This is a genomic window from Janthinobacterium lividum (genome assembly GCF_011601275.1).
Taxonomy (GTDB): Bacteria; Pseudomonadota; Gammaproteobacteria; order Burkholderiales; family Burkholderiaceae_D; genus Janthinobacterium; species Janthinobacterium lividum_E.
In genome coordinates this window covers 79,489-99,647 of the sequence record NZ_JAAOLY010000009.1, presented here as the reverse complement: position 1 = coordinate 99,647, position 20,159 = coordinate 79,489, and the positions used below count along the sequence as shown (strand labels likewise).

Below are 20,159 nucleotides of genomic sequence, written 5' to 3'. Positions count from 1 at the left end.
GTTTTTTTTCGTCCGCGGATTACTGCGCCGGGGTCGGCTTGCGGTGATGCTTGCTCAAATGCCGGTCCAGGCTATTGGCAAACTGTTGCCGGTCGGACTGGCTGAAGGCGGCCGGGCCGCCCGTGTCCACGCCGCCGCTGCGCAATTCTTCCATGAAGGCGCGCATCGTCAGTTGCTGGGCGATATTGTCCTTCGTGTAGAACTCGCCGCGCGGATTGAGCGCAAAACCGCCCTTGGTCAGCACGTCGGCGGCCAGCGGGATGTCGCCTGTGATGACCAGGTCGCCGGGATTCAATAGCCGCACGATTTCCTGGTCGGCCACGTCGGCGCCGGACGGCACTTGCACGGTGCGGATAAAACGCGATGGCGGCACGCGCAAGCCCTGGTTGGCGACCAGGGTGAGCGGCAACTCCAAGCGGTCGGCGACCCGGTACAAAATTTCCTTGATGACAACGGGACAGGCGTCCGCGTCGATCCATATCTGCATGCCCGGCATACCCTCTTGCGCCATCACAGTTCCCACGCTTCGCCGCCTGGGCCCATGCGCGGCGCGCTGACGCCGAAGTGCAAATAGGCTGCCGGCGTGGCGACACGGCCACGCGGCGTGCGCTGCAGGAAACCTTGCTGTATCAGATACGGTTCCAGCACGTCTTCGATGGTATCGGCCGCTTCGCCGATGGCCGCCGCCAGATTGCCAATGCCGACGGGGCCGCCACCGAACTTGAACAGCACGGCTTCAAGCAACTTGCGGTCCATCACGTCGAAGCCGGCGGAATCAACATCGAGCATGGCCAGCGCGCGGTCGGCCACCACCTTGGTGATCTCGCCATTGCTTTTGACTTCCGCGAAATCGCGCACGCGGCGCAGCAAACGGTTGGCGATACGGGGCGTGCCGCGGGCGCGCTGGGCGATTTCAATCGCGCCTTCCGGGTCGATCGGCGCCTTCAGCAAGGCCGCGCTGCGCGTGACGATCTTCGTCAGTTCGCCCGTGTTGTAAAACTCCAGGCGCGCGACGATGCCGAAGCGGTCGCGCAGCGGGTTCGTCAGCATGCCGGCGCGCGTCGTGGCGCCAACTAATGTAAACGGTTGCAGATCGAGCTTCACGGAACGGGCGGCCGGGCCTTCGCCGATCATGATATCGATCTGATAATCCTCAAGCGCAGGATATAAAATTTCCTCGACGACCGGCGACAGCCGGTGGATTTCATCGATGAACAGGACGTCGTTCGCTTCCAGGTTCGTCAGAATCGCCGCCAGGTCGCCCGGGCGCTCGAGCACGGGGCCGGAGGTCTGGCGCAGATTGACGCCCATTTCGCGCGCGATGATGTGCGCCAGGGTCGTCTTGCCCAGGCCAGGCGGGCCGAACAGCAAGGTATGGTCGAGCGCTTCCTTGCGCTGGCGCGCGGCCGTGATGAAAATCTCGAGCTGGTCGCGGATCTTTTCCTGCCCCACGTACTCATCTAACTGCTTGGGACGCAAGGCCCGTTCGATCGCCTCTTCGTTGTGCGAGATGGGCGCCGCGTCGATGATGCGCTGTTCCGTGAAGCTGTCGGTCTGGATGCTCATGCCCTATCAGCCTTTCGACAGCGCTTTCAGCGCCAGTTTGATGCCGTCCGACACGCCGGTACCGGCAGGCACGTTCTTCACGGCGGCCAGCGCTTCCTTGTCCGAATAGCCGAGCGCGACCAGGGCGTTGAGGATATCCGATTGCGCGTCCGGCGCCGCATGCGCGCCGCCGGCGCCGATATCGGCCCCCAGCTTGCCCTTCAATTCCAGCAACAGGCGCTCGGCCGTCTTCTTGCCGATACCCGGCACTTTCACGAGGCGGCCGGAATCCTGCAGGGTAATCGCTTGGGCCAGGTCGGCAATCGTCATGCCGGAAAGAATCGACAAGGCCATGCGCGCGCCCACGCCCGTGATCTTGATCAACTGGCGGAATACTGCCCGCTCGGCCGCATTGCCAAAGCCAAACAGCAGGTGCGCGTCTTCGCGGATGGCCTGGTGCGTGAACAGCACGACTTTTTCGCCCACGTGGGGCAAGTTGTAAAAGGTGCTCATCGGCACGTCGACTTCATAGCCGACGCCCTGGCAATCGACCAGCAGTTGTGGCGGATTCTTTTCAAGCAAAATACCGGAGAGACGGCCTATCATCGCGTGTTCCTAATGTTAAATTTCAGGGTGATTATCCAACTAAACGGCCGCGCTTCATGCGCAAGCCCTGCAGTTGCGGCGCCAGCGCGCCGAGCATGGCCAGCGCATCGACGCTGTTGGCGTGGCAAATGGCCACGCCCAGCGCATCGGCCGCATCCGTGCCGGGCAAGCCGGGCAAGGACAGCAGCCGCGACACCATTTCCTGCACCTGCTCCTTGGCCGCCTTGCCGTGCCCCGTGACGGCCTGTTTCACTTGCAGCGCCGTGTATTCGGCCACCGACAGGTCGGCGTGGACCAGCGCGCAAATGGCCGCGCCACGCGCCTGGCCCAGCAGCAAGGTCGATTGGGGATTGACGTTGACAAACACTTTTTCGATGGCCGCGCAATCGGGCTGGTAGGTGCCGACGATTTCGCTCACGCCCCGCAGGATGACCTTCAGGCGCGGCGGCAATTCCCCTTCGGAACCCGTCTTGACGGTCCCCGACGCGATATAGCGCAGCTTGTTGCCGTGTTTTTCAATGACCCCAAAGCCTGTGGTGCGCAAGCCAGGATCGATGCCAAGAATAATCATCGCCAGATTCTATAATGAATACGGCAGGCACCGGTGAATAACCGGTGCCTGCCGCTGAGTACTTTTTAGAGTAGCTGTAGGTCGGATTAGCGGTACGCGTAATCCGACATGCGTTGCCAACTGCGCTTGTCGGATTACGCGCGGCCCGCAGCCCCGCCAATCCGACCTACTTTCTCCATCAATATTAATGACGGAAGTGACGCGTACCCGTGTACAGCATCACAACGCCGCGCTCGTCCGCCGCATCGATCACTTCCTGGTCGCGCATGGAGCCGCCCGGGTGGATGACGCAGGTCGCGCCCGCGTCGACGACGACGTCGAGGCCGTCGCGGAACGGGAAGAAGGCGTCCGACGCCACCACCGAACCGGTCAGCGACAGGCCGGCGTTTTGCGCCTTGATGGAAGCGATGCGGGCCGAGTCGATACGGCTCATCTGGCCTGCGCCCACGCCCAGAGTCATGTTATTGCCGCAGAAGACGATGGCGTTCGACTTGACGAATTTCGCCACTTTCCAGGCGAACATCAGGTCGGCCAGTTGCTGCGGCGTTGGCTGCAGTTTGCTGACCACGCGCAAGTCGCCGATACCGACGTTTTTCGCGTCCGGCGATTGCACCAGCAAGCCGCCACCAACGCGCTTGAAGTCCATGGCGTGTACGCCGCCGCCCAGCGGGATTTCCAGCATGCGCACGTTTTGCTTGCTCGACAGAATCTGTTTCGCTTCGGCGGAGAACGACGGGGCGATCAGCACTTCGACGAACAGCTTGGCGATTTCGCCGGCGGTGGCGCCGTCGAGTTCCGTGTTGAAGGCGATGATGCCGCCGAATGCCGAGGTCGGGTCCGTCTGCAGGGCGCGCGCATACGCTTCCGCCGCATTCTTGCCCAGGGCCACGCCGCATGGGTTCGCATGCTTGACGATGACACAAGCGGCGCTTTGCTCGAAGCCGCCCATGCTCTTCACGCATTCCCAGGCCGCATCGGCGTCGGCGATGTTGTTGTATGACAATTCCTTGCCTTGCAGCTGGCGATAGTTGGCGAGCGCGCCATCGGTGGTGACGAGGTCGCGGTAGAAGGCGGCGCTCTGGTGCGGGTTCTCGCCGTAGCGCATGTCTTGCACTTTTTCAAAGGCAACGTTCAAGATTTGCGGATAGGCGCCGCGCTCGGCGTGCACCTTCGTCGGGCCCAGGCTGGTCAGGTAGTTGGTGATGGCGCCATCGTATTGCGCCGTGTGCGCAAAGACTTTTTTCGCCAGCATGAATTTGGTGTCATAGCTGACGTCGCCGGCCTTGCCGTCCGCCGAGCGCATTTCCGCCAGCACCGCGTCGTAGTCGGTCGGATCGCAGATGACGACCACATCCTTATGGTTCTTGGCCGCCGAACGCAGCATGGTCGGGCCGCCGATATCGATGTTTTCGATCGCGTCTTCCAGGGTGCAATCGGCCTTGGCGACCGTGCCCTGGAACGGGTACAGGTTGACCACCACCATGTCGATGGTCGGCATGTCGTGCTCGACCAGTTTCGACATGTGCTCAGGGAAATCGCGGCGCGCCAGAATACCGCCGTGTACTTTCGGGTGCAGGGTTTTCACACGGCCATCGAGCATCTCCGGGAAACCCGTGTAATCGGCAACTTCCGTGACAGGAACACCGTTGTCTGCCAGCAATTTGGCGGTGCCGCCCGTGGACAGGAGGTTGACGCCGAGGGCGGACAGGGCGCGGGCGAATTCGAGAACGCCGGTCTTGTCGGAAACGGAGAGGAGAGCTTGTTTGATCATGGCTGTGGCTAGGTGGTTAAGTGTTCTTGGCGAATGGCGCAGTTCAGTCTTCAGGCGAAGACTGCTGCGGCGGATTCAAATCTTGGCGTCACTTGCATGCCGGCATTACAGCAAACCGTGCTCCTGCAATTTCTTGCGCAGGGTATTGCGGTTGATGCCCAACATCTGCGCGGCGTGCGACTGGTTGCCATCGGCGCGTGTCATCACGACTTCCAGGATGGGCTTTTCCACGGTCAGCACGACCATGTCGTAGATATTCGATGCTTGCTGTTCGCCCAGGTCATTGAAGTAATCTTCTAGACTTTTCTGTACGACTTCCTGAATGCTTTCTTTGCTCATTTTGTATGCTTCAACCGGCTGAACACCTGGCCATCCGGCGCCGCGTCGCTCATGCGGTCCGCGTGCTGCCCTCTTGCCTCGGTGTTGTAATTAATATTGCATGACGCTCTGTATAGGCGCTCGCCCTTGTGCTGCTGCTAACTGATTTACCCTGCTTGTTGCTATTTGCTCATGCTGCCGTGGCCGTTTCTATTAGGCCACTTTCACTGGATTCGGAGAGGCGGTATTGTAACCGTTCGCCAAATTTCCATTGCGACTCAAAAAATTGATCGACGGCCAGCAATTGCGCATCCGTCGATTCCAGCAAGTTCATTTGCTGGCGGAACGCTTCGCCGCCTTCCAGGTCCTTCACATACCAGCCGATATGCTTGCGCGCCGTGCGCACGCCGAGAAATTCGCCATAAAACGCGTAATGGGCGCGCAAATGCTCGTCCATCAGGCTACGCACTTCATCCACGTATGGCGCCGGCAGCAAGGTGCCGGTGCGCAGGAAATGGTCGATTTCACGGCAAATCCACGGCCGGCCCTGCGCCGCGCGGCCGATCATCACGGCATCGGCGCCCGTTTGATCGAGCACAAAGCGAGCCTTTTCCGGGCTGGTAATGTCGCCATTGGCCACCACGGGGATGGCCACCGATGCTTTCACGGCGGCAATGGTTTCATATTCGGCATCACCCTTATAGCCATCGGCGCGCGTGCGGCCGTGCAAGGTCAGCATCTGGATACCGGCTTGCTCGGCGATGCGGGCGATGGTCAGGGCATTCTTGTTGGAACGGTTCCAGCCCGTGCGAAATTTCAGGGTGACGGGCACGTCGACAGCGTTGACGACGGCGTGCAAAATCTTTTCGACCAGGCTTTCATCTTGCAACAGGGCCGAACCGCACCAGCTGTTGCACACCTTTTTCACGGGGCAACCCATGTTGATGTCGATGATCTGCGCGCCCCGGTCCACATTGAACTTGGCGCAGTCGGCCAGGTCTTGCGGATCGGCGCCGGCGATCTGCACGGCTTTCGGCTCCATTTCGCCTTCGTGGTCCGTGCGGCGCGAGCTTTTTTCCGTTGCCCACAGGCGCGGATTCGACGCCGCCATCTCCGACACGGCGTAGCCGGCACCCAACTGCTTGCACAACTGGCGGAAAGGCCGATCCGTCACGCCCGCCATGGGAGCGACGAAAACGTTGTTGCGCAGAATGTGAGGGCCGATTTGCACTGAGGAACCTGGAATGGACGGAGGAACCTGCTATTTTAACCGATTCCCTGCCTATTTAATAAGCACTATTTTTTTAGCTCAGTGCGTCAGAGTGGGGATGGGGCCGCTTAGCCCAGCTCGTCCATCGCGGGCGCGCTCAGGTGTTCGATATTTCCCCAGTGCACTAAATGCAGCTTGCCGTCCGCGTATGAGAAACGGTTGACGCTGGCATTTTTCACCTGGAAGTCGCGCGGACTGTCGAGCGTCATGCCGACCGCCTCGCGGTAAGCGCACTCGAGCACGCCGCCGTGCGCCACGATGGCGATGGTCTGGCCGTCATATTGTTCGGCCCAGCGGGCGATGGCGCCATTCGCGCGCGCATAAAACTGGCGGAAACTTTCGGCCTGGCGCTCGCCCGACGGCATCACGGCGTCGATCTGGCGCGATTGCCATTGCGCATACTCATGCGGATAGCGCGCGGCGATGTCCGCATACAGCAAGCCTTCGAAAGCGCCGTAGCAGCGCTCGCGCAGCAAGGGATCCGTTTGCACGGGGAAATCTTTCACGTCCACGGCTTGCGCCGTCTGCCGCGCGCGTTGCAGATCGCTGGCAATGATGGCGGCCAGCGGTTCGTCCGCCAGCGCCTGTCCCAGCGCGGAAGCTTGCGCCAGACCCGCCTCGTTCAAGGCGATGTCGATATGGCCTTGCAGGCGGCGGCCCGCATTCCAGGCCGTCTCGCCATGGCGTATCAGTAAAATCGTGGTGCTCATGCTTTATTTCTTCAGGGTAAGTGCCAACTCGGGATTGAGCGAATAGGCGACGACGAGCTGGGCTTCGTCGAGGATGTGGCCGTACAGGGCGGCATGCGCTTGCTGCCCCGTGAAACGCTCGGGCAAGGCCAGCTGCGGCACGTCGAGCGCGTACAGGCGGAAAATATAGTGGTGGATGCGCTCGTCATTCCACGGCGGGCACGGACCATCATAGCCGTAGTAATCGCCGACCATGGCGGCATCGCCGGCAAACCAGCCAGTGTAGTCGTTGACGCCCTGGCGCAGACCAGGACCAGCAGCCTTGCCGCGCGGCGTGATACCGCTGGAAAATTCACCAGCGGCAATCACGCGCATGCCGATGGGAATATCGAGCAAGCTCCAGTGATAAAAGTCGCCACGCGGCGCCGTCAGCGACAGGGCCTGGTCATCGCGGTTGGCCAGGCTGGCGTCCTGCGGCGCATCGGGGTCGATGCAGAACAGGGCCAGCGACTCGGTGCCGTTGGGCACCTCGTCCCAGGCCAGATGGGGGTTGCGATTAGCGGCGAGGCGCACGCGGCTGGCCGGATCGATCTCGGCAAAGGCATAGTCGGCCGGCATCAGGCCGCCATCACGAAACGTCTCGCTCCACAATTTCATCGCTTGCTCCCCTTTATAATTATAATTTCAGCAATAAACCGTAGCGAGCGGCAGCCAGTTGTGGCCGAGAAGCGCAACTGTGCCGAAGCACAGTGAGCATCGCAGGCCGCAAATGGCGACGCGCAGTAGGTTTATTTGGCATTCACTTGCAGCCAGAACGTGACGGGCCCGTCGTTCGTCAGCGAAACCTGCATGTCGGCACCGAACTGCCCCGTTTGCACGGTCGCATGGCGGCTGCGCGCCTGGTCCACGAAATGCGTGAACAGGCGCAAGCCGTCCTGCGGCGCGGCCGCCGGCGTAAACGACGGGCGCGTGCCGGACTTGGTGTCGGCCGCCAGGGTAAACTGCGGCACCAGCAGCAAGCCGCCGGCCATGTCCGTCACGCTGCGGTTCATCTTGCCCGCCTCGTCGGCAAACACGCGGTAGCCGAGCAGCTTGGTCAGCAGGGCGTCCGCTTCCTTCTCCGTATCGCCCCGCTCCGCGCACACGAGCACCATCAGCCCGGCGTCGATGGCGCCGATGGTGGCGCCAGCAACGTCGACTTTCGCCTGCGTGACTCTTTGCAGCAGCGCGATCATGCCGTCAAGGTGACGCGCGCAAAGCTGCGCTTGCCAACTTGCAACACGAACTGGCCGGCTTCCACTTGCAAGCCCTTGTCGCTGATGACGGTGCCGTCGATGCGCACGCCGCCCTGGTCGATCTTGCGCATGGCTTCCGACGTGGACGGGCACAGGCCCGCTTGCTTGAGCAATTGCGGGATGCCCAGCGGTGCGCCAGCCAGGCTCACTTCCGGGATATCGTCGGGAATGCCGCCCTTCGAACGGTTGACGAAGTCGGCCAGCGCATCTTCGGCCGCCTGCTGCGAGTGGAAGCGGGCGACGATTTCTTGCGCCAGCGCAACCTTGGCATCGCGCGGATTGCGGCCTTCCTCGACTTCGCGCTTCAACTGGGCCAGTTCGGCGATCGAGCGCCACGACAGCAGTTCGTAGTAACGCCACATCATGACGTCGGAAATGCTCATCAGCTTGGCGAACATGGTGTTGCCCGGTTCCGTGATGCCGATGTAGTTATTCTTCGACTTGGACATTTTTTCCACGCCGTCCAAACCTTCCAGCAGCGGCATGGTCAAAATACACTGCTGCTCCTGTCCGTACTGCTTTTGCAGTTCGCGCCCCACCAGCAGGTTGAACTTCTGGTCCGTGCCGCCCAGTTCCAGGTCCGATTTCAGGGCCACCGAGTCGTAACCTTGCATCAGCGGGTACAGGAATTCATGTACGGAAATAGGAATGCCGCCCTGGAAGCGCTTGGTGAAGTCGTCGCGCTCGATCATGCGCGCCACCGTGTAGTGGGACGCGAGCTGGATGATGCCGCGTGCGCCCAGCGGATCACACCACTCGGAGTTATAGCGAATTTCAGTCTTGCTGGCGTCCAACACTAAAGATGCTTGCGCGAAATACGTCATCGCGTTAATCTCGATCTGTTCCTTGGTCAGCGGCGGTCGCGTGACGTTGCGGCCCGAAGGGTCGCCGATCATGGACGTGAAGTCGCCAATGAGGAAAATGACTTGATGACCGAGGTTTTGCAACTGGCGCATCTTGTTCAGCACGACAGTGTGGCCCAGATGCAAGTCGGGTGCGGTCGGGTCCAGGCCCAGTTTGATGCGCAGCGGAACACCGGTTTTCTCGGAGCGTGCTAATTTTTGCGCAAATTCGCTTTCGATCAATAGTTCGTCGACGCCACGCTTGGTAATCGCGAGGGCTTCTTGTACTCTGTCAGACAGCGGAAGCGCGGTCTGAGCGGCGTTAGCCTTTGTAGGCGATGCGGTGGTGTTGATTTCCATAAAATTTGACTGTAGATCTCAAAATGGTAGTAGGTTTGCGGAGTTTGCTATAATGCTCGATCCCATCAATCTTGCCGTATGAAAACGAATCAAAATAACAATAACAAAGAGCGCTAGCTCAGGTCACGTTCAAGGGCAAATTTTAACTGATTGCATGAACCCTATACATAAAATCACAGGCTCACGCTTGTACACACAGCTGACGACGACCCGCAAGGCACGCATTATTGGTGCGTCCGCGGTGCTGCTCGCCGTGGCCGCCTTCGGCGCGGTCGCTGTGTCGCCTATGGCGCCCGACGCATCGGACCTGCCGGTCACGTCCATCGCCCAAAACCTGGAAATGCCTGATCTTGCCTCGCAAATTTCCGCGATGGAACAGGTAGACCAGAATTTCACCCACGAAGAAAAAGTCCGCGCTGGCGATACCCTCGCCACCCTGCTGACCCGTCTCGGCGTGGATGATCAGGCGGCCGCCAATTTCATTAAAACCGACAAGATCGCGCGCGGCGTGATGTTGCTGAAATCGGGCAAGCGCGTGCAAGCGCAAACCACCGAAAACGGCGACCTCAACTGGATGCGCGCCACCCTCGTCGACGGCACGGACAAATCGGTCAAGAACATCCTGATCACCCGCAAGGGCGACAAGTTCGTGGCCACGGAAGTGGCAGCCCAGCTGGAACGCCGCGTTGAAATGCACGCGCGCAAGATTACTTCCACCCTGTTCGCCGCCACCGACTCCAGCCTGGACGGCACCCGCCTGCCAGACTCGATTTCCGCGCAAATCGTGGAAATGTTCTCCACCAATATCGACTTCCGCTCCGACCTGAAACGCGGCGACTCGTTCAATGTTGTCTACGAAACATTCTGGCAAGATGGCGAATTTGTCCGAGCGGGCCGCATCCTGGCCGGTGAATTCACCAACCGCGGCACGACTTACCAGTCCGTTTGGTTCGAAGACCCAGCCAGCAAGCAAGGCGGCGGTTACTACAGTTTCGACGGCAAGTCCCTCAAAAAAGCCTTCCTGAAATCCCCCCTCGAATTCTCCCGCATCTCATCCGGCTTCTCCATGCGCGTGCACCCGATTTCCGGCAACTGGAAAGCGCACAAGGGCATCGATTTCGCTGCAGCAACCGGTACACCTATCCGCGCTTCGGGCGACGGCGTGGTCGATTCCGTCGGCAGCCAAAACGGCTATGGCAATGTTGTTGTGCTGAAACACTGGGCCAACTACAGCACGGCTTACGCGCACATGAGCCGCTTCGCTTCGGGCCTGAAAAAAGGTCAAAAAGTCAGCCAGGGCGATGTGATCGGCTACGTCGGCACCACCGGCTGGTCCACGGGCGCCCATTTGCACTATGAATTCCGCGTCGGCGGCGTAGCGCAAGATCCAAGCAAGCTGAACGTACAAGCCCAGGCGCCATTGACGGCCGCCGAGCTGAGCCGCTTCCGCATGGTGTCTGCCGACATGATGCACCGCTTCACCCTGCTGCGTCCTAACGACACGGCACTGGCTTCGCGATAAGCAACACTGCCTTCGGGCAATATATAAAGGCACCGCCCATGCAGATGGCCGGTGCCTTTGTTTTATGTGCACAGGAAAATGCGGCACAATGCACAACATCACTTACCCACTCAAGGAAAACCCCATGCTGTATATCGGTCTGATGTCTGGCACCAGCCTCGATGGCGTTGACGGCGCGTTGGTCGACTTTTCCGACGATGGCGGCACGCGCAGCCTGGGTGATGCCTACATTCCCTTTCCTGCCAGCCTGCGCGACGACCTGATGGCGTTACAAAGTGCCGGCCAGAATGAAATCGAACGCGAGGCGCTGGCGGCAAATCAGCTCGTGCGCCATTACGCCGACTGCGTCGCCCAGCTCCTGAGCAACGCGGGCATCGGCCCGGACGCCGTCACCGCCATCGGCGCGCATGGCCAGACCATCCGCCACCGCCCCGAGCTGGGTTTTACACGCCAGTTGAACAACCCTGCCCTGCTGGCCGAACTGACGGGCATCGACGTCATCGCCGACTTGCGCAGCCGCGACGTGGCGGCAGGCGGCCAGGGCGCGCCACTGGTGCCCGCCTTCCACCAGGCCATTTTCAATCTGCCCGGCCACACGCGCGTGCTGGCCAATATCGGCGGCATCAGCAATATCAGCGTGTTGCACGCGGACGGCGCGGTGACAGGCTACGACACGGGCCCCGGCAATGCATTGATGGATGGCTGGGTCTTGCAGCACCTGGGCCAGCCCTACGACGCCAACGGCGGCTGGGCCGCCACGGGCCAGGTCATCCCCGCCTTGCTGGCAGACTTGCTCAATGAACCGTATTTTGACTTGCCGGCACCGAAAAGCACGGGCCGCGACCTGTTCCATGCCGACTGGTTGAGCGCCAAGCTGACCAATTATCCGGCCGCCCTGCCCGCCGACGTGCAGGCGACCTTGACCCAGCTGACGGCTGCCAGCCTGGCGCACGCCATCGCGCGCGATGGGGCGCAGGCGGAAACCGTGTACGTGTGTGGCGGCGGCGCGCAGAACGCCAGCCTGATGACGGCGCTGGCCCGTGCATTGCCGGGGATGGCGGTAGAATCGACAGAAGCGCTGGGCGTGGCGCCCAGCCAGGTCGAGGCGCTGGCCTTTGCGTGGCTAGCCTGGCGTTTTACACAGCGCAAGCCGGGCAACTTGCCGGCCGTGACGGGCGCGCAGGGGCTGAGGGTACTGGGCGCCTTGTATCCGAGCTAAGCGGGCGCAGAAACACAAATAGCGGATCGAAGATCCGCTATTTTCTTACTTGCCCAGTTTAGTACTTAAACGGAGAAAGACGAACCGCAACCACAGGTCGACGTTGCTGTCGGATTCTTGATCACGAACTGCGCGCCTTCCAGGTCATCCTTGTAGTCGATTTCCGCGCCGACCAGGTACTGGTAGCTCATGGAATCGATCAACAGCTGGACGCCGTTCTTGACCATGGTGGTGTCATCTTCGTTGACGATTTCGTCGAAGGTGAAGCCATACTGGAAACCGGAGCAGCCGCCGCCTTGCACGAAGACGCGCAATTTCAGGTCGGGATTGCCTTCTTCTTCGATCAGTTGCGCGACTTTTTCAGCGGCGCTATCGGTAAAGATAATAGGGGAAGGGATCACATCTTGCATTTCAGCGACGGCATTCATATCAGGCACTCCTACTAGAAAACATTAAGTCATTATAGACTGTTGGCGCAAGTCGCGCTGCGGCCGCCGCTGATGCGGCTGGACGGTGTTGTTCCTGCTCACATTTCCGATACGGCCAGGTGCAGCACGGGGTCGGCGCTGTCGTGCCGGCTGAGCTTGCCTTGCACCAATGCGCCGCTGTGCATTTCCAGCACCTTGTAATAGACCTCTCCTACAATGCGGGCTTTTGGCTGGATTTCAAGCATTTCGGACACATACACGGGGCCATTGATCTCGCCGCTGACAACCAGGCTCGAGCAACGCACTTCGCCATCGATGCGGCCCGCCTCGCCCAGCACCACATACGTGGGCTCGCCCGGCTCGCCCGTGACATTGCCGCGCACATGGCCGTCGATGCGCAAGCCGCCGCAAAACAGCAAGTCACCCTCGATCCGCGTGGAAGCGCCGATCAAAGTGTCGATGGGGTTTTTCGCGTTGCGCTCGAACATGAACGTCATCCTGTCGGGGTAGGTGGCAGTCCAATTTATCACAGGTCCGGCAAAAAGGCGCCGGACCCGCGCAAGCACCTGCGCCGATAATTACGGCAGCAGGGCGATGTGTTGCAAACCGGCCGTTTCTTTCAAGCCAAACATCAAGTTCATGCACTGCACGGCCTGGCCCGACGCACCCTTGACCAGATTGTCCTGCACCACCAGCACGATGACGGTATTGCCGCCTTCCGGACGGTGCAAGGCCAGGCGCAGCATGTTCGAGCCGCGCGTGGAGCGGGTTTCCGGGTGCGAGCCGAATGGCATCACGTCGACGAAAGGCTCGCCCTTGTATTGTTCTTCGAACAAGGCTTGCAATTCGTCATTGCTGACATCCTTATTCAGCTGCGCGTACAGGGTCGAATGCATGCCGCGGATCATCGGCACCAGGTGCGGCGTGAAGGTCAGCGCCACTTTCTCGTCCGTGAAACGCTGCAGTTGCGCCGTCGTTTCCGGCAGGTGGCGGTGGCCGGCCACGCCGTAGGCCTTGAAACTATCACTGCTTTCCGAGAACAGGATGCCGATTTCCGCCTTGCGGCCGGCGCCGGACACGCCCGATTTGCAGTCGGCGATCAAGCCGCCCGCGTTGACTAGGCTCGCTTTCAGCAGCGGGTAAAAGCCCAGCTGCATGGTGGTCGGGTAGCAACCGGGATTGGCGATCAGCTTGGCTTGCTTGATGTCTGCGCGATTCAGTTCCGGCAAACCGTACACGGCTTGCTCGATCAATTCAGGGGCCGTGTGGGGAATCTTGTACCACTGCTCGAACTTGGCCTGGTCTTTCAGGCGGAAGTCGGCGGCCAGGTCGATGACTTTCACGCCGGCGGCCAGCAAGGCCGGTGCTTGCGCCATGGCAACACCATGCGGGGTGGCAAAGAAGACCACGTCGCACTGCTCCAGATTCGCCTTGTCCGGCGAGGAAAACGCCAGTTTGACATGGCCGCGCAGGGAAGGATACATGTCAGCAACGGGCAAGCCATCTTCCTTGCGCGAGGTAATCGCCGTCAACTCGACATCTGGATGGGTAGCGAGCAAGCGCAGCAACTCCACGCCCGTGTATCCAGTGCCGCCGACGATGCCAACTTTGATCATGTTCTTTCCTTGTGTATAGATTGCATAAAGATGAGGGGAAACGCTACCCATAGGGGTTTTCCGCGTATTTTACAGCGCAACGCAGAGTCACGCTGAAATGCAAAAAAGCCGCGGGACCGAAGTCCAGCGGCTTTTCGACCAGCACCCCGAAAGGTGCTGTAGCGTAGAAATTAACGCTTCGAGAATTGCTTTGCGCGACGTGCTTTGCGCAGACCAACTTTTTTACGCTCGACTTCACGTGCATCGCGGGTCACGAAGCCGGCTTTAGCCAGTTCCGGTTTCAACGCTGCATCGTAGTCGATCAGAGCGCGGGTGATGCCGTGACGAACTGCACCAGCCTGGCCCGACTCACCGCCGCCATGGACGTTGACTTTGATGTCGAAACGCTCGACATTGCCGGTCAGTTCCAGTGGTTGACGGATGACCATCAGACCCGTTTCGCGCGAAAAGTATTCGTTTGCTGGTTTGCCGTTAACAACGATCAAGCCTGTGCCAACTTTGATAAAAACCCGAGCCACTGCACTTTTGCGACGGCCGGTTCCATAATTGTAATTACCGATCATGTCAGTTCCTTAGAGAACAAGTGCTTTAGGTTGCTGAGCAGCGTGCGGATGGGAACCTTCCGCGTACACTTTCAGCTTCTTGATCATTGCGTAGCCGAGTGGGCCTTTAGGCAGCATGCCCTTGACCGCTTTCTCAAGCGCGCGACCTGGAAAACGCTGTTGCATTTTCTGGAAGTTGGTTTCGTAGATGCCGCCTGGATAGCCAGAGTGACGGTAGTAAATTTTCTCAGTAGCTTTGGTACCGGTCACACGCAGTTTGCCTGCGTTGATGACGACGATAAAGTCGCCGGTATCGACGTGAGGAGTAAATTCTGGTTTGTGTTTGCCGCGCAGTCGGAGTGCCACTTCGCTGGCAACACGTCCGAGGACTTTGTCCGTCGCGTCAACCACGAACCAATCGCGCTGGACTTCATGTCCTTTAGCGGAAAATGTTTTCATGTTGACTTCCTAATAGATTACACGCTCAAATGGTGGTTCCGCCGATGCTGCCGTGCGGACTCTGCCTTATTTACTTTTCCTGAGCGAACGGAAAGCCGACAAGTATAAGCGGCTTTGCCTTGCCGCGTCAAGCCGCAATCGAGGCCGGCTGCGGGCCGGCGGGCGGCACATGGATGGGCATTCCTCTATTACAATACAAAACGCTTACAATTTTCGGAGAGTACGATGGAATGCAAAGTCAGCTGGAATGGCCCGTCGGGCATGAGTTTTCGGGCAGAAACCGGTTCCGGCCACCTGGTGACCATGGATGGCGCGCCCGATGGCGGCGGCCACAACCTGGCGCCACGCCCCATGGAAATGGTCTTGCTGGGTACGGGCGGCTGCACCGCCTATGACGTGGTGCTGATCCTGAAACGGGGACGCGAAGCCGTCAGTGGCTGCGAAGTGACCCTGAAGGCCGATCGTGCCGACACCGATCCGAAAGTATTTACCAAGATCCACTTCCACTTCACCGTGCGGGGCAAGGCCCTGAAACCGACGGCCGTGGAACGGGCCGTGGCCTTGTCGCATGACAAGTATTGCTCGGCGTCGATCATGCTCGCGAAAACGGCGGAAATTACGCACTCCTTCGAAATTATCGAGGAGTAGATCGGATTAGCGGGGCAAGGCCCCGCTAATCCGACGACACCGGTAGCGCCAACAAATGTTGTCGGATTACGGCCTGCGGCCTAATCCGACCTACCCGACCTGTCAGATGTAGTAAGCGGTTTTCGTCATCACTTTACCCATCAGCCCCATCAGCGCCTTAACGGGCGCCGGGGTATCGATGGCGCCCAAACGCTGGGCGGCGGCGCCGTGTTCCACTTCGTCGATGGCCATCTGTTTCACAATGGCGCGCGATTTCGCGTCCTGCGGCGGCAACTCCTCCAGGTGACTGGCCAAGTGCGCTTCCACCTGGCGTTCCGTTTCCACCACAAAACCCAGGCTGCGGCCGTCGCCCATGCGTGCGGCAATGGTGCCCAGCGCAAACGAACCCGCATACCACAGGGGATTGAGCAGGCTCAGACGCGAGCCCAGCTCCGTCAGGCGCTGCGCCGTCCAGGCCAGATGGTCTTCCTCTTCGCGTCCCGCTTCGTCGAACTGGGCGCGAATGGCCGGGCTGTGCGCATAGCGCGCCTGCGAGTTGTACAGGGCTTGCGCGCACACTTCGCCCACATGGTTGACACGCATCAAGCCGGCGCTGTGGCGCTGTTCGGCCGGGCTCAGCTCCGCATCGGGCGCATGCGCGGCCGGCGTGGGGCGCGAGGCCGAGGCCACGCCCGCCATGACGCGCAAAGCCTTGTCGGCGCCAACAATCAAACGATCCAGGGGGGCAAAATGGCGGTTCGCGGTCATCGTGGCTATTCATGTCAGGGAAAACATGAATTATAGGACGATCAGAGCCAGCCGTCCCCACACAGCGCGCAGGGGGATCGGGGCTTTATTGACTTGTGCGCGCTTTTTCCTGCTCGATCCAGTCCACCACGGGCCCGACGGCGTCCAGGCCGGACAGGCTTTTCGCCACGCCCAGATTCAGTGAAATCAGGAAGGAAATACTGTCGACGGGAATGTCCGGGCAGTGCCGGGCAAACGCGGCGCGAAAGCGTTCCGATTGCAGCACGCGCAAGACTTTCTCGCCGCTCATGAACTGCAGCACGCTGGCGATGCTGTGCCCGCCACCTATCGAGTGGTAGATAAAACGGTTGTACTTCGCGTCGATCTCTTTGAAATCGAGCGTTTCCTCCGTCATCAGGCCGGCCAGGTAGTACAGCCCCAGGCTGACGCGGAAGAAACCGATGGCTTCGGCACTGGTCATGCCGGCGCGGGCCACGGCCAGTACCTTGTCCTGCATCGCCTGATCGATCGTTTGCATTACGCTCTCCCGCGCCGTCCGCGGCGCCCACCGGGCCAGCTTGCATGAAGATGCTGTTTTTTTCAATAGACCAAACGATATTTCCACCTTGCAAGTTACATTTTTTGCATGCTACTCTCGTTGTTCACCGTTGAATGGATGAAACACATGATAGAGGTCAAGCACCTGGCAAAACGTTTCCGCATGCCGCCCCACAAGGGCAAGGGCGTGCACGTCAGCGATCCGCGCGAACACGAGGGCTGGTTCCACGCCGTGCGCGACGTCAGTTTCAGCTGCGCCCCCGGTGAAGTGCTGGGCCTGCTGGGGCCGAATGGCGCCGGCAAGACGACCACCCTGCGCCTGCTGTCGACGGCCTTGCAGGCGGATGCGGGCAGCGCCCTCGTCAACGGCGTCGATGTCCTGCGCCAGCCGCTGGTGGCGCGCCAGAGCATCGGTTTCCTGTCCGGTTCAACGGGCTTGTACGGCCGCTTGACGGCACGCGAGAACGTGGAATACTTTGGCCGCCTGCATGGCATGCCGGCCGACAAGCTGAAACGCCGCTGCGACGAGCTGTTTTCCCTGCTGCAGATGGAAGAATACGGCTGCAAGCGGGCCGATCAGTTATCGACGGGCATGAAACAGAAGTGCGCGATCGCCCGCACCGTCGTTCACGAGCCGCAAGTGGTGATCTTCGACGAGCCGACGACGGGCTTGGACGTGATGTCGGCCAAGATCCTGCTCGACTTCATCGCCAGCTACAAGGCGCTGCGCGTGCCGCTGATCTTTTCCACGCACCACCTGCACGAAGTGGAAAAGCTGTGCGACCGCGTCTGCATCATCAACCGCGGCACCACCGCCTTCAATGGCACGGTCAACGAACTGCGCCACCTGGGCGGCAGCGCGGACTTGTACGACGCCTTTGTCAGCGTCATCAACCAGGGAGCCTGAGCCATGTGGACCATTTATCTGAAAGAGTTGCTGGAACTCACGCGCGACCGCAAGACGCTGATCTTCACCATCCTCATCCCCATCTTTGCCATGCCGCTGATCTTTGGCGGCTTCGCTTATATTTCAAGCAATATGTTCAAGAACGCGAAAACGGCGGAAATGCGCTACGCGCTGTTCGGCAAGGACCATTCGCCTGGATTGAGCGCGCGCTTTGCGCAGCAGCACAAGCTGCGCGAAGTGCCACTGGCCAGCGAAGGAGAGATTCGCCGCGCCATCGGCGACGACACGATCAAGTTCGCCGTCGTCATTCCACCGCAATTTGAAGAGGCGCTGAAGCAACAGCAGCAAGCCAAGGTCACCCTGCATTACAACAGCGCCAGCACGGTCGACGTGACCCAGCAACGGGTGCGCGAGATCGTCGAAGCCTACAACGCCAGCCTGCGCGAAAGCGCGCTGTCGGCCTTGAACCTGAGTCCGGCCCAGCTGGCCTTTGCCCTGCACCCCATCGTGCTCGACAAGCAATCGACGGCCAACGAGCGCGAGCAGATGGGCGCCATCGTCGGCGGCATGCTGCCCTACCTGCTGCTGATGGTGTGCCTGACGGCGGCCATGTACCCGGCCATCGACCTGGGCGCCGGCGAAAAGGAACGGGGCACCCTGGAAACCCTGCTGCTGGCGCCCGTGCCGCGCAGCGCCATCGTGGTGGCCAAGTTCCTCGTGCTGTTTACCGTCGGCATGACCTCGGCCGTGCTGATGGTGGGCAGCATGGGCGCCCTGCTGGCCATCTTCGGCAGTTCGCTCGAAGGCAACATGGCCGTGATGGTGCGCAGCATCGGCTTGCCCGACCTGGCCATGGTGACCCTGATGCTGGTGCCGACGGCCGCCATCTTTGCCTCGCTGCTGCTGTCGATCTCGATCTACGCAAAAAGCTACAAGGAAGCGGCCGGCATGATCACGCCATTGATGCTGTTCGTCATCCTGCCCACGGTGGCGGCCATGCTGCCCGGCGTCGAGCTGAACTGGATATGGGCCATGGTGCCGCTGACGAATGTGTCGCTGGCCATGAAGGAACTGGTCAAGGGCACCATGGATTACCGCATGTTCGGCGTGATCCTGGCCTCGACGACGGTGATCGCTGGCGCGCTCTTGATGCTGTGCCGCTGGTGGTTCACCCGCGAATCAGTGTTGTTCCGTAACTAAACTTGCGACCACGCTTGCGGCGGGGTGCCATCCACCCCGCCCGGCTGCACTCTGGGCACGCGAAAATGCCGTGTATCGCATGCAACTGCCCAGTACGTCTTAAATTCAATACAATGCCAGCATAGAGTAGCCCTGTCGCATCGGGCAGCAACGCATGAGTTAGGAGTTGTATGGAATTGCAGATCCGCAAATTGTCGAAGACCTACGCAAATGGCGTAGTGGCGCTGGACAATGTTTCGCTGACGATACCGCCGGGCATGTTCGGCTTGCTGGGCCCGAACGGCGCCGGCAAGTCGACCCTGATGCGCACCCTGGCCACCTTGCAGGAATGCGATTCCGGCTCCATCTTCTTCGGCGACTACGACGTACTCGACGACAAGGACGAGATCCGCCGCATGCTCGGCTACCTGCCGCAAGACTTCGGCCTGTACCCGAAAGTGACGGCTTACGAGCTGCTCGACCACTTCGCCATGTTGAAAGGACTGTCGCAGCGGGCGCGCCGGCGCGAAGTCGTCGATGGCCTGTTGCAGCAAACCAATCTGTTCGACGTGCGCCACCAACGCCTGGGCGGCTTTTCCGGCGGCATGCGCCAGCGCTTCGGCATTGCGCAAGCGCTGCTGGGCGACCCGAAACTGATCATCGTCGACGAGCCGACGGCCGGCCTCGACCCGCAGGAGCGGGTGCGCTTCCACAACTTGCTGTCCGACATAGGCGAAGACAAGACGGTGATCCTGTCGACCCACATCGTGTCCGACGTGGCCGACCTGTGCGCCAACATGGCCATCATCAACAAGGGCCATTTGCTGCTGTGCGGCAAGACCCAGGAACTGATCGACGAAGTCAGCTGCAAGATCTGGGCACGCTTTGTCGACAAGAAAGAACTGGCCAGCTTCCAGCAGCGCCACGCCGTCATTTCCACGCGTTTGCTGTCGGGCCGCACCCTGATCCACGTCTACAGCGACGACGACCCGGGCGATGGCTTCGAGGAAGCCATCGGCGACCTGGAAGACCTGTATTTCGCCACCATTGCCGGGCGCCACCGCGTCGCCCCGCAGTGCGACTGAGGG

24 protein-coding genes are annotated in these 20,159 nt (G+C 60.5%); 6 read left to right on the top strand and 18 right to left on the bottom strand.

Going from position 1 to position 20,159, the window contains the following annotated elements; all coding sequences use genetic code 11:
• Positions 1-19 precede the first annotated feature (19 nt).
• From GYK42_RS15310 to tyrS, 11 genes are all read right to left on the bottom strand, one after another.
• Positions 20-487 (bottom strand): YaiI/YqxD family protein, encoded by a 468-nt coding sequence (locus tag GYK42_RS15310; RefSeq protein WP_046683529.1) that lies wholly within the window; start codon positions 485-487, stop codon positions 20-22.
• Between the two features lie 23 nt (positions 488-510).
• On the bottom strand, positions 511-1,566 hold the full coding sequence (gene ruvB, locus GYK42_RS15305) for a Holliday junction branch migration DNA helicase RuvB (RefSeq protein WP_046683444.1): 1,056 nt from the start codon (positions 1,564-1,566) through the stop codon (positions 511-513).
• A gap of 6 nt (positions 1,567-1,572) precedes the next feature.
• Positions 1,573-2,151 (bottom strand): Holliday junction branch migration protein RuvA, encoded by a 579-nt coding sequence (gene ruvA / locus GYK42_RS15300; protein ID WP_034749203.1) that lies wholly within the window; start codon positions 2,149-2,151, stop codon positions 1,573-1,575.
• Positions 2,152-2,182: 31 nt separating this feature from the next.
• Positions 2,183-2,722, bottom strand: coding sequence for a crossover junction endodeoxyribonuclease RuvC (gene ruvC, locus GYK42_RS15295; protein WP_046683445.1), 540 nt, complete (start codon positions 2,720-2,722; stop codon positions 2,183-2,185).
• A gap of 184 nt (positions 2,723-2,906) precedes the next feature.
• Positions 2,907-4,493, bottom strand: coding sequence for a bifunctional phosphoribosylaminoimidazolecarboxamide formyltransferase/IMP cyclohydrolase (purH, locus tag GYK42_RS15290; RefSeq protein ID WP_166448180.1), 1,587 nt, complete (start codon positions 4,491-4,493; stop codon positions 2,907-2,909).
• 105 nt (positions 4,494-4,598) lie between these two features.
• Positions 4,599-4,832, bottom strand: coding sequence for a helix-turn-helix domain-containing protein (locus GYK42_RS15285; protein ID WP_008445162.1), 234 nt, complete (start codon positions 4,830-4,832; stop codon positions 4,599-4,601).
• Between the two features lie 169 nt (positions 4,833-5,001).
• Positions 5,002-6,042, bottom strand: coding sequence for a tRNA dihydrouridine synthase DusB (gene dusB / locus GYK42_RS15280; RefSeq protein WP_166448179.1), 1,041 nt, complete (start codon positions 6,040-6,042; stop codon positions 5,002-5,004).
• 107 nt (positions 6,043-6,149) lie between these two features.
• On the bottom strand, positions 6,150-6,791 hold the full coding sequence (locus tag GYK42_RS15275) for a histidine phosphatase family protein (RefSeq protein ID WP_166448178.1): 642 nt from the start codon (positions 6,789-6,791) through the stop codon (positions 6,150-6,152).
• Positions 6,792-6,794: 3 nt separating this feature from the next.
• Positions 6,795-7,427 (bottom strand): YbhB/YbcL family Raf kinase inhibitor-like protein, encoded by a 633-nt coding sequence (locus tag GYK42_RS15270; RefSeq protein ID WP_166448177.1) that lies wholly within the window; start codon positions 7,425-7,427, stop codon positions 6,795-6,797.
• Between the two features lie 131 nt (positions 7,428-7,558).
• Positions 7,559-8,005: a D-aminoacyl-tRNA deacylase gene (gene dtd, locus GYK42_RS15265; RefSeq protein ID WP_166448176.1), complete on the bottom strand. Its 447-nt coding sequence runs from the start codon at positions 8,003-8,005 to the stop codon at positions 7,559-7,561.
• Positions 8,002-9,267, bottom strand: coding sequence for a tyrosine--tRNA ligase (gene tyrS / locus GYK42_RS15260; RefSeq protein WP_034749219.1), 1,266 nt, complete (start codon positions 9,265-9,267; stop codon positions 8,002-8,004). The genes dtd and tyrS overlap by 4 nt, the downstream gene beginning before the upstream one ends.
• Before the next feature lie 154 nt (positions 9,268-9,421).
• Here tyrS and GYK42_RS15255 point away from each other — a divergent pair, with 154 nt between their 5' ends.
• Positions 9,422-10,789 (top strand): M23 family metallopeptidase, encoded by a 1,368-nt coding sequence (locus GYK42_RS15255; RefSeq protein ID WP_034749221.1) that lies wholly within the window; start codon positions 9,422-9,424, stop codon positions 10,787-10,789.
• Between the two features lie 88 nt (positions 10,790-10,877).
• A complete protein-coding gene (locus GYK42_RS15250; protein ID WP_240943605.1) occupies positions 10,878-12,008 on the top strand; it encodes an anhydro-N-acetylmuramic acid kinase in 1,131 nt (376 codons plus the stop codon).
• Between the two features lie 65 nt (positions 12,009-12,073).
• Here GYK42_RS15250 and erpA read toward each other — a convergent pair whose 3' ends face one another.
• The 5 genes from erpA to rplM all read right to left on the bottom strand — a co-directional run bounded on the left by erpA (position 12,074) and on the right by rplM (position 15,053).
• On the bottom strand, positions 12,074-12,436 hold the full coding sequence (erpA, locus tag GYK42_RS15245; protein WP_029496047.1) for an iron-sulfur cluster insertion protein ErpA: 363 nt from the start codon (positions 12,434-12,436) through the stop codon (positions 12,074-12,076).
• 98 nt (positions 12,437-12,534) lie between these two features.
• Positions 12,535-12,924: a bactofilin family protein gene (locus tag GYK42_RS15240; protein ID WP_034785332.1), complete on the bottom strand. Its 390-nt coding sequence runs from the start codon at positions 12,922-12,924 to the stop codon at positions 12,535-12,537.
• Between the two features lie 90 nt (positions 12,925-13,014).
• The gene (gene argC, locus GYK42_RS15235) at positions 13,015-14,052 is read right to left on the bottom strand and encodes an N-acetyl-gamma-glutamyl-phosphate reductase (RefSeq protein WP_166448175.1); all 1,038 of its coding nucleotides are present in this window, start codon (positions 14,050-14,052) and stop codon (positions 13,015-13,017) included.
• Positions 14,053-14,222: 170 nt separating this feature from the next.
• A complete protein-coding gene (gene rpsI, locus GYK42_RS15230; protein ID WP_010393285.1) occupies positions 14,223-14,615 on the bottom strand; it encodes a 30S ribosomal protein S9 in 393 nt (130 codons plus the stop codon).
• A 9-nt stretch (positions 14,616-14,624) separates the two neighbouring features.
• Complete coding sequence (gene rplM, locus GYK42_RS15225) at positions 14,625-15,053, bottom strand: 50S ribosomal protein L13 (RefSeq protein WP_010393282.1); 429 nt, start codon at positions 15,051-15,053, stop codon at positions 14,625-14,627.
• Positions 15,054-15,278: 225 nt separating this feature from the next.
• Here rplM and GYK42_RS15220 point away from each other — a divergent pair, with 225 nt between their 5' ends.
• On the top strand, positions 15,279-15,701 hold the full coding sequence (locus tag GYK42_RS15220) for an OsmC family protein (RefSeq protein ID WP_034749235.1): 423 nt from the start codon (positions 15,279-15,281) through the stop codon (positions 15,699-15,701).
• A 102-nt stretch (positions 15,702-15,803) separates the two neighbouring features.
• Here GYK42_RS15220 and coq7 read toward each other — a convergent pair whose 3' ends face one another.
• Positions 15,804-16,448, bottom strand: a complete 645-nt coding sequence (gene coq7, locus GYK42_RS15215; protein ID WP_166448174.1) for a 2-polyprenyl-3-methyl-6-methoxy-1,4-benzoquinone monooxygenase — start codon at positions 16,446-16,448, stop codon at positions 15,804-15,806.
• Positions 16,449-16,533: 85 nt separating this feature from the next.
• Positions 16,534-16,965, bottom strand: a complete 432-nt coding sequence (locus tag GYK42_RS15210) for a hypothetical protein (RefSeq protein WP_166448173.1) — start codon at positions 16,963-16,965, stop codon at positions 16,534-16,536.
• 147 nt (positions 16,966-17,112) lie between these two features.
• On the opposite strand from GYK42_RS15210, the gene GYK42_RS15205 reads away from it, so the two are divergent.
• From GYK42_RS15205 to GYK42_RS15195, 3 genes are all read left to right on the top strand, one after another.
• Positions 17,113-17,892, top strand: a complete 780-nt coding sequence (locus tag GYK42_RS15205; RefSeq protein WP_166448172.1) for an ABC transporter ATP-binding protein — start codon at positions 17,113-17,115, stop codon at positions 17,890-17,892.
• Positions 17,893-17,895: 3 nt separating this feature from the next.
• Positions 17,896-19,092, top strand: coding sequence for an ABC transporter permease (locus GYK42_RS15200; protein WP_166448171.1), 1,197 nt, complete (start codon positions 17,896-17,898; stop codon positions 19,090-19,092).
• Positions 19,093-19,262: 170 nt separating this feature from the next.
• Complete coding sequence (locus tag GYK42_RS15195; RefSeq protein ID WP_046683456.1) at positions 19,263-20,156, top strand: ABC transporter ATP-binding protein; 894 nt, start codon at positions 19,263-19,265, stop codon at positions 20,154-20,156.
• Positions 20,157-20,159: the final 3 nt, after the last annotated feature.